The 13,014-nt window shown below is 63.3% G+C and carries 15 protein-coding genes; 5 read left to right on the forward strand and 10 right to left on the reverse strand.

Features of this window, described 5'->3' with window-relative positions; all coding sequences use genetic code 11:
- The first annotated feature begins 12 nt into the window (after positions 1-12).
- Entirely contained in the window at positions 13-345 is a 333-nt protein-coding gene (locus AC5Y5C_RS10640; RefSeq protein ID WP_499971608.1) for a hypothetical protein, read from the forward strand.
- Between the two features lie 24 nt (positions 346-369).
- Positions 370-690: a hemophore-related protein gene (locus tag AC5Y5C_RS10645; RefSeq protein WP_499971610.1), complete on the forward strand. Its 321-nt coding sequence runs from the start codon at positions 370-372 to the stop codon at positions 688-690.
- A gap of 12 nt (positions 691-702) precedes the next feature.
- Here the strand turns inward: AC5Y5C_RS10645 and AC5Y5C_RS10650 are convergent, their stop codons facing one another.
- On the reverse strand, positions 703-1,398 hold the full coding sequence (locus AC5Y5C_RS10650; protein ID WP_499971612.1) for a GAF and ANTAR domain-containing protein: 696 nt from the start codon (positions 1,396-1,398) through the stop codon (positions 703-705).
- A 185-nt stretch (positions 1,399-1,583) separates the two neighbouring features.
- Between AC5Y5C_RS10650 and AC5Y5C_RS10655 the strand changes: the two genes are divergently transcribed.
- The gene (locus AC5Y5C_RS10655) at positions 1,584-2,948 is read left to right on the forward strand and encodes an amino acid permease (protein ID WP_499971895.1); all 1,365 of its coding nucleotides are present in this window, start codon (positions 1,584-1,586) and stop codon (positions 2,946-2,948) included.
- Here AC5Y5C_RS10655 and AC5Y5C_RS10660 read toward each other — a convergent pair.
- From AC5Y5C_RS10660 to AC5Y5C_RS10675, 4 genes are read right to left on the reverse strand one after another with little or no spacing between them, the layout of a single operon-like run.
- The gene (locus AC5Y5C_RS10660; RefSeq protein WP_499971614.1) at positions 2,913-4,073 is read right to left on the reverse strand and encodes a lipase family protein; all 1,161 of its coding nucleotides are present in this window, start codon (positions 4,071-4,073) and stop codon (positions 2,913-2,915) included. The two genes, AC5Y5C_RS10655 and AC5Y5C_RS10660, sit on opposite strands and share 36 nt — an antisense overlap.
- 26 nt (positions 4,074-4,099) lie before the next feature.
- Positions 4,100-5,752 carry an AMP-binding protein gene (locus AC5Y5C_RS10665; RefSeq protein ID WP_499971616.1) on the reverse strand — a complete coding sequence of 551 codons (1,653 nt, stop codon included), beginning with the start codon at positions 5,750-5,752 and terminating at the stop codon, positions 4,100-4,102.
- Positions 5,742-6,719, reverse strand: coding sequence for an SDR family NAD(P)-dependent oxidoreductase (locus AC5Y5C_RS10670; protein WP_499971618.1), 978 nt, complete (start codon positions 6,717-6,719; stop codon positions 5,742-5,744). The genes AC5Y5C_RS10665 and AC5Y5C_RS10670 overlap by 11 nt, the downstream gene beginning before the upstream one ends.
- A gap of 14 nt (positions 6,720-6,733) precedes the next feature.
- Entirely contained in the window at positions 6,734-7,414 is a 681-nt protein-coding gene (locus AC5Y5C_RS10675; RefSeq protein ID WP_499971620.1) for a TetR/AcrR family transcriptional regulator, read from the reverse strand.
- Positions 7,415-7,553: 139 nt separating this feature from the next.
- Here AC5Y5C_RS10675 and AC5Y5C_RS10680 point away from each other — a divergent pair, with 139 nt between their 5' ends.
- A complete protein-coding gene (locus AC5Y5C_RS10680) occupies positions 7,554-8,006 on the forward strand; it encodes a TIGR03618 family F420-dependent PPOX class oxidoreductase (protein WP_499971622.1) in 453 nt (150 codons plus the stop codon).
- On the opposite strand, the gene AC5Y5C_RS10685 is transcribed toward AC5Y5C_RS10680, so the two are convergent.
- From AC5Y5C_RS10685 to AC5Y5C_RS10705, 5 genes are all read right to left on the reverse strand, one after another.
- Positions 7,963-8,604 carry a TetR/AcrR family transcriptional regulator gene (locus AC5Y5C_RS10685; RefSeq protein ID WP_499971624.1) on the reverse strand — a complete coding sequence of 214 codons (642 nt, stop codon included), beginning with the start codon at positions 8,602-8,604 and terminating at the stop codon, positions 7,963-7,965. The genes AC5Y5C_RS10680 and AC5Y5C_RS10685 overlap by 44 nt on opposite strands.
- Complete coding sequence (locus AC5Y5C_RS10690) at positions 8,601-9,641, reverse strand: agmatine deiminase family protein (protein WP_499971626.1); 1,041 nt, start codon at positions 9,639-9,641, stop codon at positions 8,601-8,603. The genes AC5Y5C_RS10685 and AC5Y5C_RS10690 overlap by 4 nt, the downstream gene beginning before the upstream one ends.
- Positions 9,638-10,621 carry a nitrilase-related carbon-nitrogen hydrolase gene (locus tag AC5Y5C_RS10695; protein ID WP_499971629.1) on the reverse strand — a complete coding sequence of 328 codons (984 nt, stop codon included), beginning with the start codon at positions 10,619-10,621 and terminating at the stop codon, positions 9,638-9,640. The genes AC5Y5C_RS10690 and AC5Y5C_RS10695 overlap by 4 nt, the downstream gene beginning before the upstream one ends.
- A gap of 151 nt (positions 10,622-10,772) precedes the next feature.
- Positions 10,773-11,933, reverse strand: a complete 1,161-nt coding sequence (locus tag AC5Y5C_RS10700) for an FAD-dependent oxidoreductase (RefSeq protein ID WP_499971897.1) — start codon at positions 11,931-11,933, stop codon at positions 10,773-10,775.
- Positions 11,934-12,024: 91 nt separating this feature from the next.
- Positions 12,025-12,648 (reverse strand): class I SAM-dependent methyltransferase, encoded by a 624-nt coding sequence (locus tag AC5Y5C_RS10705; protein WP_499971631.1) that lies wholly within the window; start codon positions 12,646-12,648, stop codon positions 12,025-12,027.
- A gap of 138 nt (positions 12,649-12,786) precedes the next feature.
- On the opposite strand from AC5Y5C_RS10705, the gene AC5Y5C_RS10710 reads away from it, so the two are divergent.
- A complete protein-coding gene (locus tag AC5Y5C_RS10710) occupies positions 12,787-13,014 on the forward strand; it encodes a hypothetical protein (RefSeq protein ID WP_499971634.1) in 228 nt (75 codons plus the stop codon).

Here is a 13,014-nt window from a genome sequence, read left to right on the forward strand (position 1 = left end):
TACGGACTGAACATGCATACAAAAGCCAGAAACTCCATGAGTGTGGCCGTCGGTTCGATGGCCCTGATCGCTTCACTAGTCGGCTGCGGTCCTGATGCCCCTGCTTCTAGCGGCGGCACCACCACACAGACTCCGCCCTCGCCTGGCGGAGCCGGAAGCATCCCCGGCGGACCCACAGGCGGCGGCGGACCCGAAGGCGGAGCCGGAAGCATCCCCGGCGGACCCACAGGCGGCGGCGGACCCGAAGGCGGAGCCGGAAGCATCCCCGGCGGACCCACAGGCGGCGGCGGACCCGGCGGCGGAAGCGGATGTATCCCCAATGTGGGGTGCGTAAACATACCCTGACCGACTCAGTGAGGTGAGCGTGGAATGAGAATCAAAACTCTCCTTGCGGCTCTTACCATCCCGATAGTGACCGCAGTGACGCAGACGCCAGTTGCGGGCGCTTCGACAGACTGCAGTCGCGAAAGCGTCGCACAGGTAATCCAGGCGACCGACAGCGCGCTGAGTGTGTACTTCGACAAATACCCAGAAGCCAACGAGGTGATCACCGACGCTTACCTCCAGCCAGAATCCGTCGGCGCGTCGAATATCAAGGCCTACTTCGCCGCCCATCCGCAGCAGAACCAAGAATTGCAGGAGATCATGGCACCTATCGATGAAAAACGACGGGAGTGCCGGACGGTCTGACTGCCGGCGGGGTCAACGTGAGGGACGGTCTTCGACGATCGCACGAGCGATATCCACCAGCTTGGTGTTGCTTTCTTGAGACAACTGCCTGATAAGCACGAATGCTTGTGCGGCATCGATATTGAACCGCTCCATCAGCTTGCCCTTGGCCTGCCCGATGACATCGCGCGAGGCGAGGGCCGAAACCCATTGCTGTTCCCGTTGCGCAGCGACCAGCACGATCGCGGCGTGAGTGGCCAAGGCGAGGCCGGCATCATACGAATCCGCACCAAACGCCCGCGCCGTTCGGGAGTAAAGATTCAGGGCCCCAAGGTTTTCACCATATGTGAATAGTTGGAACGACATCATCGACCGGACCCCGAGTTCGACTGCTGCGGCCGCGAAATCGGGCCACGGCGTGGACTGCGAGAGGTCCGCAGCATGTACGGTCTCGTGTTCCCACGCTGCCTGCACGCATGGCCCCTGCCGAAGCTTCTCCTGAATCCCGTCGAGTACGCGCGGCAACTCCGACGTCGCCGCTCGAGATTCAAGCGTGTACCGGCCTGTGACTAATGTTATGCCAGCCTGCTCGACACCCGGCACGTTCTCGACGGCTTCGGCGGTAATCGACCTGAGCGTCATCTCGACACTGGAATGCTCTTGTTGCATGCGGCGGGCGACGTCTGCCATTTTGGCGCTGAACGCACCCGGAGCAGGATCGTTCGTCATGTCGACAATTCTGCCAGTTGAGGGCCGCACCATCTGGGTTCTCGTCAAGGAGCGGCCCGCGTCATGACATGGAGGGCAGTTCCAATACCGCGGTCAGCAGCAGAGCAACTAAACTCAGCTAACTTCCCGGTTATCCCATAGCCCTGAATGTGGCCACGCGATAGGAGTTCGCCCCTGTGAACAGCATGTCGGAGACGCTCACGCGAGGGCTCTCCGCTCGCCACATCCGCTTCATCGCATTGGGTTCGGCCATTGGGACAGGCCTGTTCTATGGATCGGCCGAAGCGATCAGGCAAGCGGGCCCTTCGGTTCTGTTGGCTTATCTGCTGGGCGGGGCCGTGATCTACATCGTGTTGCGGTCGCTGGGTGAGATGGCAGTGCACAGCCCGGTAGCGGGGTCGTTTGGCGAGTACGCAACGCAATACCTCGGTCCGCTCGCCGGCTTTCTCACCGGCTGGACGTACGCCCTGGAGATGATCGTCGTCTGCCTGGCCGACGTCACTGCATTCGGCGTGTACATGGGCTTCTGGTTCCCGGGCGTGCCGCGCTGGATCTGGGTCCTCTCGATCATCTTCTTCATCGGCGCGATAAATCTTCTCAGCGTCAAGGTGTTCGGGGAGGTTGAATTCTGGCTCAGCCTGGTGAAGGTACTCGCCATCGCGGCGATGATCGTCGGCGGTATCGCGATCCTGCTGTGGGGGACATCCGCCGATCATGGCGAGCAGCACGGTATCGCCAACTTGTGGAATGACGGGGGATTCTTTCCCCACGGACTGGCAGGTTTCGTAGGCAGCTTCATGATCGTGATGTTCGCGTTCGGCGGCACCGAGATCATCGGAATCACCGCGGGGGAGGCCAAGGACCCGGCGCACACGATTCCCCAGGCCATCAATACAGTCCCGGTACGCATCATGCTTTTCTACGTCTTGACGCTCGCCGTCATCATGTCCCTGAATCCCTGGCGATCGATTGATGCGCAGAGCAGCCCATTCGTTCAGATATTTGAACGTCTGGGGCTCACATCGGCCGCGACCGTACTGAACATCGTCGTGGTGACGGCGGCACTGTCCGCCATCAACAGCGATATCTTCGCCGCCGGACGAATGATTTACGGGATGGCTCAACGCGGACAGGCTCCGGCGATGATGCGGCGGGTTTCGCCTAACGGTGTCCCGTGGATGACCGTCGTGGTCATGACGGTGGCCCTGCTCGTCGGCGTGGTGCTGAACTACGCGATAGAGGAGCGTGTTTTCGTCATGATCGCCTCCATCGCCACCTTCGCGACGGTCTTTGTCTGGCTGATGATCTTATTGTCCCACTTCAGATTCCGGAGACAGGTGGCTACCAGCGATGTATCAGCCTCGACCTTTCCCGCTCCGGGCTGGCCGTACCTGCAGGTGTTCGCGACCGGGTTTTTGGTGTTCGTTATGGTCCTGCTGGCCTTTACCGCCGATACCCGCGTTGCGCTCATCGTCGGGGCGGTATGGCTACTCCTGCTCGCCGCCGGGCACCGGTCATCCCGCTTCTCTTTCCCTCAACGACGCGCGTGATTCGGCCTGATCGAAATGTTCGGCCAGAAACGTGAATCCGGCTTTGGCGAATTGCGGTGCAGCCGTGATGTGTTCACCGAAGCGTATCGGATGTTGTCGCACGTCGGCACCGAGAGCACGCCAGCGCTGCAACAACAGCTCGACCTGGCGATAGGGGATCACCTGGTCTTGCCGCCCGGCGCCCACCAGGAGCGGCGCATCCGGGGCGATGTGTCCAAGACTGTTGTCATGCAGCCGCGCCACCCATTCCGGCTCAATGAATGGATCCGCACCTGAGAGATATCGCTGCCGCTTCTTGGGCAGCAGCAGGCCCAGCACGACCGCGGCAACGATGTGGGTACGTCGCAGTAGCGCAGTGACCAGCTGTCCGCCTCGGTTGAGATAGGTGTGCAGGCGCAGGTCCGGATAGGCGCTGTCAAGTCCGATACCGGCGTACAGCAAGAGAAAGGCGAATAGTCCGCCGTCCAGATCTGTGGCGAGCGCGGGGAAGTCCACCGGGGCCGCCCCAACGGCCGCGCCACGCAGCGGAATATCGGGGGCGTAGGTCGGCTGCAGTTGCGCAGCCCAACCGGCAGAGTTGCCGCCTTCCGAATAGCCGTAAATGCCTGCCGGACCGTGCATGTCAAGGTCGGCCTGAGGTAAGTGGCGTGCGGCACGCATGACATCGAGAAGTGCGCGACCGTTGGTTTTGCCGATGACGTAAGGATGTACGCCGGGGGTGCCGAGCCCCGGATAGTCGGTAACGGCAACCACCCAGCCGCGCCGCACCGCTGCTGTCAGGAATCCCGCTTCGTACTCCACCCCGAGTTCGAGTAGACGCGACACTGTGGCAGAGCGTGCCAATCCTTGGGTGCCTGGCGCAAACCCGAGTAAAGGCCTTGATCGCAAGGGCTTTGGGGTGTCCGGAATGAGCACGACGCCGGACACTGCGATGGGATCGCCCGTAGCGGTGGCCGACCGATAGAGCACGCGCCATGCGCGCGCTGGCATTGCCATGCCGGGAAAAACCCGCGCTGTCATGGGGGCTGCGCGCAGCAGATCACCGGGGGAGCCGCTCCCGTCGAGATACGGCGGATCGTAGAACTGATTCCGCTCCCGGCGGGTGCGCACGCGGATCTGAGACATCATTGTCCTCGGATGTAGGTTACGGATCAACAGATATCATTCGAATGCAGTTGTGCACGAAGTACTTTTCCGCTCGCGTTACGGGGAATCTCGTCGAGGACAATAAATCGCTTCGGAACCTTGTAGCGCTCCAGCCTCTCGCGAACATGCGCCTTGAGCGCGTCGCCCGAGGGGACCGGGGCCCCGGCCGCCCCAACCACGAAGGCCTGCAACACTTGCCCAAATTCTTCGTCGGGTACTCCGATGACGACGGCGTCCTCAACCGCGGGATGCGCGGTGAGCCGGTCCTCGACCTCTCCGGGAAAGATGTTCTCGCCGCCCGAGACGATCATGTCATCGGAACGGCCGTCTATGTACAACCTGCCGCCGGAGTCGAAATGGCCCATATCACCGGTGTTCACGTGGCCGTCGATAATTTCCTTCGCAGCGGGGCGCGCCGTCTTGTCGGGCGTGTAGCCCTCATACTCCAGGCCGCCGCGGACGAAGATCATTCCCGTTTCCCCGGCCTTTACCGCTCTGCGATCGTCCCCGAGAATGCGCACTGACACCCCAAGTGCCCTGCGTCCCGTGGTATTCGGCGCAGCAATCAGGTCCGCGGGAGATGCGATCGCCACCACACCGACTTCGGTCGATCCGTACCCGTTCACCAATATCGGCCCGAAGGCATCCAACACACCGGAAACCGTGGCGGCAGATATCGGCGCCGCTCCCGTGACAATCATTCGCAAGGACAGTTCCTGAGTAACCTGCCGACCGACGTCCGGCACCGCGGACAACAACCTCTGCAGCATGACCGGCACCGCGAACAACACCGTGATATGTTTGCGCGCAATATCTTCCATCGCCTGTGTAGCGTCGAATCGCCTTCGGCACACCACAGTACCGCCGAGCGCCATCGGCCCCAGCAGCGCGGCCAAGCCAAATCCGTGGAAGAACGGCGGTGCCACCAGCACCGTGTCTCGCGAGCGCAGCCGCACTGTCGCCATCGCGGTCACGCACATAAGCACCAGCTGCCGGGGTTTGATGGCTCGCGGCACTCCCTTGGCCAGCCCGGTGGTGCCGGACGTGAGCAGCGTGAGTTTGACGGGGCGGCGTACCGCTGGCGGCATCGGATGCTGTTGATCCGCCAGCACATCCAGCGTTAGCTGTCCGTTTGAGGCAAGAGCTTCGTGCCAGGCCAACACGCGCAAGCCTTGATAATTCGATTCTTCGACCGCAGCTGCATATTCGTCGTCAAAGATCAGTACGTCGGGTTCGTGACGTTGCAGAATCGCTTGCAACTGCAGGGGAGTCAGTTCGGTATTGATGAAGATCAGCTCCGCACCGAGCTGAGCACCGGCCAACATGGCCTCGATGAACCCGCGGTGGTTACGACACACGATTCCGACCGAGCCGGGAGCCGATGGCGCCAGTGCGTAGATAGCGGCGGCAATCGCCGACGCACGCCGATGCAGCTGGCGATACGTGAGTTGCCCCGAATCGTCGATCAGTGCGATTCGACTGGGAAATCGAATTGCACTGGCTCCTAACAACATAGCTGGCGTCGGCCCATACTGCCAAAAGGTTCGGGTAAGTGCGGCTATCGCGCGTGGACCCATCGGGGTAAGCGCACCGGAGGTGAGCGCCGCGGGTACGGCGGCAGTCCACTGTCGCAGGCTTTGCATGAACTCATTCGGCATGAGCACCAACCTCGTGCGCCATCTGGGCACCGGTCGGTGCCGGTTGGCTGGCAGCGACCCTGGCCAAGGACGCTTGGGTGTCGCCCAACCGGCGATAGACGAACCCGAGAATCGGCTCCATCGGAAAGCGCAGCAGCGGAACCAACATCGCGAAGGGGTGCCCGTAGACAGGGGTCAACGTACGAGGCTTCTTCACTACAGCGCGGGCTATCACCCGCGCCGCATCGAGCGGGGTCTGACCCGGAAGCAGCCGCATCCAACGGCTCGGGGCGCTCATCCGGGTATGCATCAGGCCCGCATAGAAGGTCGTCAGGGTCACACCATCGCCGCGGGCCTCCATACCGACCGCCCGCATCCATACATCGAAGGCTGCCTTGGACGACAGGTAGAAGCCCCACTTGGGAACCACCCCGAACATCACGCCCACCGTCGACACGTTGACTATGTGTCCCGTCCCGCGGGCACGCATCCCGGGCAGCAGCGCCAGGGTGAGCCGCATGGGGCCCACGTAGTTGGCACCAGACGTCGCATTGACATCCTTGGGCCTGTCGTAGGACAGATGTATCGAGCGCCGGAGCGACTTACCGGCATTGTGGATGAGATAGTCCACCCCACCGAAGTCGTGGAGAACCGCCTCCGCGAACTCCGCAACCGACTCTTCGGACGTCAAGTCGAGCTGGTAAACCGCCGCCTCACCACCCTTTTCGGCAATGCCCGCGGCGACCTGCCGAAGCTGCGCCATGGACCGTGCAGCCAGCACCACCCGTGCGCCGGCCTGCGCGAGGAGCTCGGCAGTGGCAGCGCCAAGCCCGTAGGAGGCGCCGGTGATGACGACAACCTTTCCGGCAACCTCACTGCGCAGCCGACCGGTGTTCCGCAATCCGCGCGGCCCGATCAAATATGCGGCGGCGCGTGCGATGGGATGATGAACGACAGCGGAGGGCCCTGACGGCAGAAGCATTGACATGTTGGCGCTTTCGGCTACGTGGTGCTGGTGGTTGACGGAATTTCCGAGGCCATATCGGTGTACACCGAGAGCAGTTGCGAGTCGGGCAGCACGGCGTCCATGACCCGTTGGGTGAGTTCGATATCGGGGTCCGACCGCACGGCGCTGAGCACGGTCCCGAAGAAGTTGGCGATAATAAGATCGCGAATCGCATCGCGCGAGATCTCGTTGGTATGCATCCAATGCAGCACGATTCCCTCGATGAACGAGAGGCAGCCACTGATCGCGGCGCGCAGTACCGGTGTCGATTCGGTTCCCGTGATCTCCACGGCCAGCGCGTGCGCCAGACGCTGCCGATGTTGTTCACGAATGCGCCGGACCTCGGCATCGGCGACGTCGGCAAGCAGGGCTTCGAAGGCGCCCGGCTCCTGCTGCGCGCGGTCCAGGAACTTGCCGACGCCCTCGGATAACCGCTCGAGCGCGGGGCCACGCATCTGGACGAGATCGCTCCAGAATTCGTCGGCCGCCTGCTCGACCACCGCCAGGTAGAAGCCCCGCTTGCCGCCGAAGTGGTAACTGATCGATCCGGCCGCCACACCCAAGGAGCGAGCCAGGTCCACGATGGACACCTCGCCATACCGCCGCGCGCTGAAGGCGACGCGACCTGCCTCCAGCAGCGCGGCACGCGACGCCACACCCCGCCGGTTGCCGCCCATCACACCTCCAGTATTTGAATCTGATTCAGAAACTAATGGGAAGGAGGGCCACCGTCAAGATGTTTCTGAATCTGATTCAAAATAATCGGCGCCTACAGTGAGTAGGTCGCTCGTGGCAGCTCACGGAAGGGGTTCAGTCGTGACAGATATATCCGCATTCGCCGAGCTGGTACATCGTGATCACGGGCTGTGCGTGCTCAGCACGCTTCGAGGCGACGGCAGCATCCAGTCGTCGGTGATCAACGCTGGTGTCATGCGGCATCCACAAACCGGCGAGCCGGTCGTCGCGCTGGTGGCGGCGGGGGGTACCCGCAAGCTCGACCATCTACGGGTCGATGCTCGAGCCACAATCGTCGTGCGCGCCGGGTGGCAATGGGCCACAGTCGAGGGATCCGCGGAGATCATCGGCCCCGACGACCCACATCCGGCCGTCGACAGTGAAGCGTTACACGTGTTGTTACGCAACATCTTTCAGGCCGCAGGCGGCACACATGACGACTGGGATACCTACGACCGCGTAATGGCAGAGGAGCGACGCGCCGCCGTCCTCATCGCGCCTCGCCGTGTCTACTCCAACCCGACGACCGGATAACTGGCTGAACGCCCTTGCGGCCACGGCCATGTGTGGGGAGCATCAACTCGGCAGTGGCACGGAGATGAGCACGAGCCTCGGCAGCCGTGAGTTCCTGGGAAAGCCAGCGCGACGCCAGACCCTCGGTGAGCGCATTGAGGACCAACGCGATGTTGTCGGCGTCGACGGTCTCGGACACTTCACCGATGTCCTGGGCGGCTCGGATTGCGGCAGCGGTTTCACGTGTCCATTCTTCGGATGTTCGCGCGAGGGGTTCGCGCATGGGTTCCTCGTAGACCGCCGAAGCACGTAACTCGTTCCATACCAACGAGTTCTCCACCACCGCAGCGGAATTCTGGATTTCACCGAGAATGTGCTCAATAAGCTGGGCCCGTGATACTCCGGAACCGCTGGCGGCCTGTCGGTACAACCGTGCCTGGTCATTGATGTAGGTGAGGGCCGCCGCGAGCAGCCCATCGCGGTCCTTGAAGTGGTAGTAGAGCAGACCCGACGAGACCCCAGCCACCCGTGCGATATCGCTTACGCGGAGACCCCGGACGCCGTGCTCGGCGATAGCGGCAGCACTGGCCTGCAGAATCGCTTCCTGTCGACTGGTCACCCGACGCGCCCCCTTCCGCTCTGGACGGGCTGTTGCTGGGTGATGCAGTGGATACCGCCGCCACGCGCGAAGATCTCGCGCGCATCCACAGTAACCACGCGGCGGCCTGGATACTCCTCGGCGAGAATGCCTTTAGCGGTGTCGTCGGCCGGATCACCGAACCGGCAGGCGATCACGCCGTCATTGACGACAAGATGGTTGATGTAGCTGTAGTCCACCCAGCCCTCGCTGTCACGCAGCACGTCCGGCGCCGGGACTTGCGCTATATCCCATGGCTTTCCCCGAGCGTCGTGACTCTGCGACAGCAGGGCGATGATCTCCTTGGTGACCTCATGGTCCGGGTGTGTGGCGTTGTTCTGTGTGTGTACCAGCAGCCGTCCCGGCGACGGGATGGCGACCACAATGTCGACGTGGCCATTTGTGCCGAACCGCTGCGCGTCACGAGTCAGGCCGCGCGGCAGCCAGATCACATGCCGCGCACCGATCGTGCGCGCCAGCTCTGCTTCGACTGCAAGCTTGTCCAGCCCCGGGTTACGGGCGGGATCGAGCTGCACAGTCTCGGTGACCAGTACCGTGCCCTCACCGTCAACCTGGATGCCCCCGCCTTCATTGACCAAAGGGGAGGAGACGATCTCCGCCCCGGCGAGCCGACCGACAAGCCCGCCGATATGCGCGTCTTTGTCCCAGCGCGCCCAGTCACGGGCACCCCATCCGTTGAACACCCAGTCCACCGCCCCAAGACGGCCATCTGCGCCGCGCACAAAGGTGGGTCCGATATCTCGCATCCAGGCATCGTCGAGTGGCGCCTCGAATACCTCGATCTCCCGCGATAGGTACGTGCGCGCCGCGGCGCGATCAGCCGGATCGATGATCATGGAGACCGGCTCGAAGTCGAGGATGGCATGCGCGACCGCGGCCCATACTGTGCGTGCCTCATGCACGGATTGCGCGTTCTCAAAGACTGTCGCCCCCTGCGACGGAAATGCCATCCACATACGTTCCTGCCGGTCGGTTTCCGATGGCATGAGCCAGTTCATGATGCTGCTGACCCGTAGGGATTCACGGTATCGACGGGCACCGCTAGCCGGGCGTAGGTGTCGGGCCGTCGGGTCATGTTGAACGGGAACAGATCCAGCCAATCCTGGCGCTGCTCAAGATCCAGATCAGCCACCAATACCGCCGCCGCGTCGCGCGGCGCCTGCGCGAGAATCCGGCCGTACGGATCGGATATGAACGAGGAACCATAGAAGTTCACACTTCCCTCGTCGCCAAATCGGTTGGGCACGACCATGAATGTTCCTGCCGTAATCCCGTTTCCCACGATCACGTGCTGCCAGAGCGGCTGAGTATCAAAACCCGGAAAGGTCGGTTCGGAGCCGATCGCTGTGGGATAGACCAGGATCTCCGCACCTTCCAGCGAGTACATCCGCGAGACCTCGGGAAACCACTCATCCCAACAGGTGGGCATCCCGACTGCGGCATCATCGAGTTCGGCCACGCGGTACAGCGGATACGCATCTTCGGCGGGTCCGGCGCGAAAGTACGTGTCCTCGTAATACCCCGCGGTGACAGGAATGTGTAGTTTCCGGGTGCGCCCGACGAGCTCACCGCCGGGGGATACCAGGATGGCGGTGTTGTAGCCGAGCCCGTCAGCGGCGTCCGCACGCTCATACAGCGACGCGTGCACCAGCACGCCGTTTTCCTTCGCGGCCTGCGCGGCAAAAGCGAACGTCGGACCCGACAGCAGTTCCTCGGCATGAGCACCCGGGTTCGCGCCTGCCCGAACATCCGCGGGGTAACGCGACAACGTCAGCTCCGGCAGGAACACCGCCCGTGCGCCCTCGTGGGCGGCCAGTCGGACGCCTTCGAGAAGTTGGGCGCGCAGGTGCCCGGGATCGGCCAGCCAGCGGTGCTGCACCAGACCCACACGGAGCGGCACGCGCCGTGGCTCGCGCACGCGTGCCGGCGAGATTGGCGGTGTCAGCGCGGTTTCGACGATAAATCCCGATTCGGGCATTGCGTACCTCCTGGGGTCGATGACAGCGACGGTAGAACAAACTGAAAATTCAGTCAAGACTGGCGGCTGTCCTGCACGACCTCCATTGGCAGTGAGTGCGGCAAGGCCCGCGCACGCGGCGACGACAATCATGCGGCCGATACCCGTGCGATCAGTCCTTCCGGGGAGGTTCATACGCTTCGGCGGTGGCCGAAAGCGGCCGGTTCTCGCGGATGCCGCGGTAGATACCGCGTCCGACGATCCACGGTTGCAGCACGCGCTCGATCGACCACGCCGGGAAGCGAAACGCGTGGCCGGAGGGCGCGAAGACTTCCAGCCCCTCGGGCTGCACACCGAGCACCGAGCCCCACCGGTACCTGGGTGGGCGGTAGGTACGCAACGGCCGACCGGAGACCCCGGCCAGAACATTGTGCGCCACAAGCCGATCGGCACGATTGCGGGCAGAAGTGCGAAGCGGATCGGTGGCCGCGACGTCTCCGACAGCGAAGACATCTCGTAAGTGCGGAATATGCAGTTGCGGTGTCACCCGCACGAAGCCGTGCTCGTCGAGTATCTCCGCAGGCAGCCAGTCCGTGTTGGGCCGGACGCGTCCGATAGCCCACACCACCGCGTCCGCGGACGCCGGCGACTGCCCGGAACTCCAGTGCACCGGCTCGCCCGTGATCCTGTTGCATGTGAACCCATCGGGGATGAGTGCACGATGCCCGGGATGCAGTCCCACGCGGAGTTCCGTCAGCCGCTGGCAGATCCGCTCCCACACTCTCGGCGCGTGCTGTATCAGCGCGTGTTCACCGGGGAAATAAAGATCGACGCCTAGATTCGGCCATGTCATCGCCAGGTTGGCGGCGGTGCTCACGGCCGCGGCCCCTCCACCGATGACGATCACGGTGTGCGCAGCCGCCAGTCGGTGGTGCGCCGTACGCAGACCCGCGGCTACTTCGGTGCTCGACTGCAGAGTCGGCTGCCGCCAGAAGCCGTTACTGACGCCGGTCGCGATGATCAACGTGTCATACGGTTCCGCTAACGGTGAACCGTCACCATTCTGGCCGAAAACTGTTCGGGCGCCCAGGTCTACGCCGGTAAGGCTGGCATGCACCGTGCGCACGCGGTCCAGTCCGCGGAACCGGTCGAAGGGCACCCAGTAGTGCTGCGCCCATTCTTCCGGGCGCGACAGCCGTACGCCCAGTTCTTGTCCGCTGACCAACCCGGGTTTGGCGGAGATTCCGACGACATCGCAGTGGCGAGCGAGCCGGATCGCGGTGAGCAGCCCGCTGTCGCCGAGCCCGGCGACCAGGACCCGTCGACGGCTCACGCCGACTTCTGCGGCGAGCGTGGCACGAATCGTGACACCCGCGCGATCACGTCCCGGCACTCGGGGCGACGCTGCAGACTGCGCTGCTCCATCATGGGGATACTCGAGCGTCTCCTCCCCGAAGAACCGCGACGAGAAAGTCGGAGTCATCGGTGAAGGGCCGCATGTCCCAGGTGGACAGCAGGAGATCTGGGATGAGGCCGGCCTCGGCGGCATCATCGAAGAACTGCGGGAACTCGTAGTCACGGCCGGCACCGAACCCGATCACCGCGCGACCGTCGCCCGCCAGGTGCGAGCGAAGCCGACCCAACACCTGAACACGGGTGCTCGGGGCAAGAAAAGCCATCACGTTGCCCGCCGACACGATGATGTCGAATGGCTCGGTGATACCGCGTGAGGGCAGGTCCAGATCGGCCAGATCACTAACGATCCAACGTGATCCAGGCTGGTCCTGCTCGGCCGCATCGATGAGCACGGGATCGACGTCGACACCGACCACATGGTGACCGGCCGCCGCCAGGAATCCGCCCACCCGGCCGGAGCCGCACCCGGCATCGAGGATGCGGGCGCCACGCGGCACCATCGCATCCACGAGGCGAGCCTCACCCGCCAAATCCGCGCCCTCACGCGCCAGGGCTCGAAACCGCTCGATGTACCAATGCGAATGGTGTGGATCGGTCGCGACTTTTTTCATCCAGAGGCTCTGCTCAACCATGCAGCCATTGTCGCAAGTGCAGGGAGCGCCGCAGATCAGGCCACAGGAATCGATGGTTCAAGCGGCGGCGGATCTCCCGATCCCGGTGCTAATCTCGATTCCAGCCCGCACGTTGTTGCCACGAAAAGGTGGTGGGGAATGCCTTATAGCGCATGTGTCACAGCATTATTGGTGGCAGCGGTGACATTGGCCGGGCCGACTGGGGGCGAGCCCCCGTGCCAGTTCTCGGGAGGCCTGGGCCCCGATGCCGCGTGCACGCAAAGTACTGACGATGACCTCAATGCGCCGTGGATGTGGCCGGGCGATGACGGATTTGGGTACGGGTTCGATGCACCCGGGTACGGCTGGCACCGACCGGGGAGGTGA

The sequence above is a fragment of the Mycobacterium sp. NGS15 genome (assembly GCF_059813245.1).

Bases quoted from the DNA above. Each gene is read 5' to 3' on its own strand.
- AC5Y5C_RS10710 (WP_499971634.1), top strand. From the start codon at position 12,787: ATGCCTTATAGCGCATGTGTCACAGCATTATTGGTGGCAGCGGTGACA.
- AC5Y5C_RS10705 (WP_499971631.1), bottom strand. From the start codon at position 12,648: ATGGTTGAGCAGAGCCTCTGGATGAAAAAAGTCGCGACCGATCCACAC.
- AC5Y5C_RS10660 (WP_499971614.1), bottom strand. From the start codon at position 4,073: ATGTCTCAGATCCGCGTGCGCACCCGCCGGGAGCGGAATCAGTTCTAC.
- AC5Y5C_RS10670 (WP_499971618.1), bottom strand. From the start codon at position 6,719: ATGTCAATGCTTCTGCCGTCAGGGCCCTCCGCTGTCGTTCATCATCCC.
- AC5Y5C_RS10645 (WP_499971610.1), top strand. From the start codon at position 370: ATGAGAATCAAAACTCTCCTTGCGGCTCTTACCATCCCGATAGTGACC.
- AC5Y5C_RS10650 (WP_499971612.1), bottom strand. From the start codon at position 1,398: ATGACGAACGATCCTGCTCCGGGTGCGTTCAGCGCCAAAATGGCAGAC.
- AC5Y5C_RS10690 (WP_499971626.1), bottom strand. From the start codon at position 9,641: ATGAACTGGCTCATGCCATCGGAAACCGACCGGCAGGAACGTATGTGG.
- AC5Y5C_RS10665 (WP_499971616.1), bottom strand. From the start codon at position 5,752: ATGCCGAATGAGTTCATGCAAAGCCTGCGACAGTGGACTGCCGCCGTA.
- AC5Y5C_RS10675 (WP_499971620.1), bottom strand. From the start codon at position 7,414: ATGGGCGGCAACCGGCGGGGTGTGGCGTCGCGTGCCGCGCTGCTGGAG.
- AC5Y5C_RS10695 (WP_499971629.1), bottom strand. From the start codon at position 10,621: ATGCCCGAATCGGGATTTATCGTCGAAACCGCGCTGACACCGCCAATC.
- AC5Y5C_RS10655 (WP_499971895.1), top strand. From the start codon at position 1,584: ATGTCGGAGACGCTCACGCGAGGGCTCTCCGCTCGCCACATCCGCTTC.
- AC5Y5C_RS10640 (WP_499971608.1), top strand. From the start codon at position 13: ATGCATACAAAAGCCAGAAACTCCATGAGTGTGGCCGTCGGTTCGATG.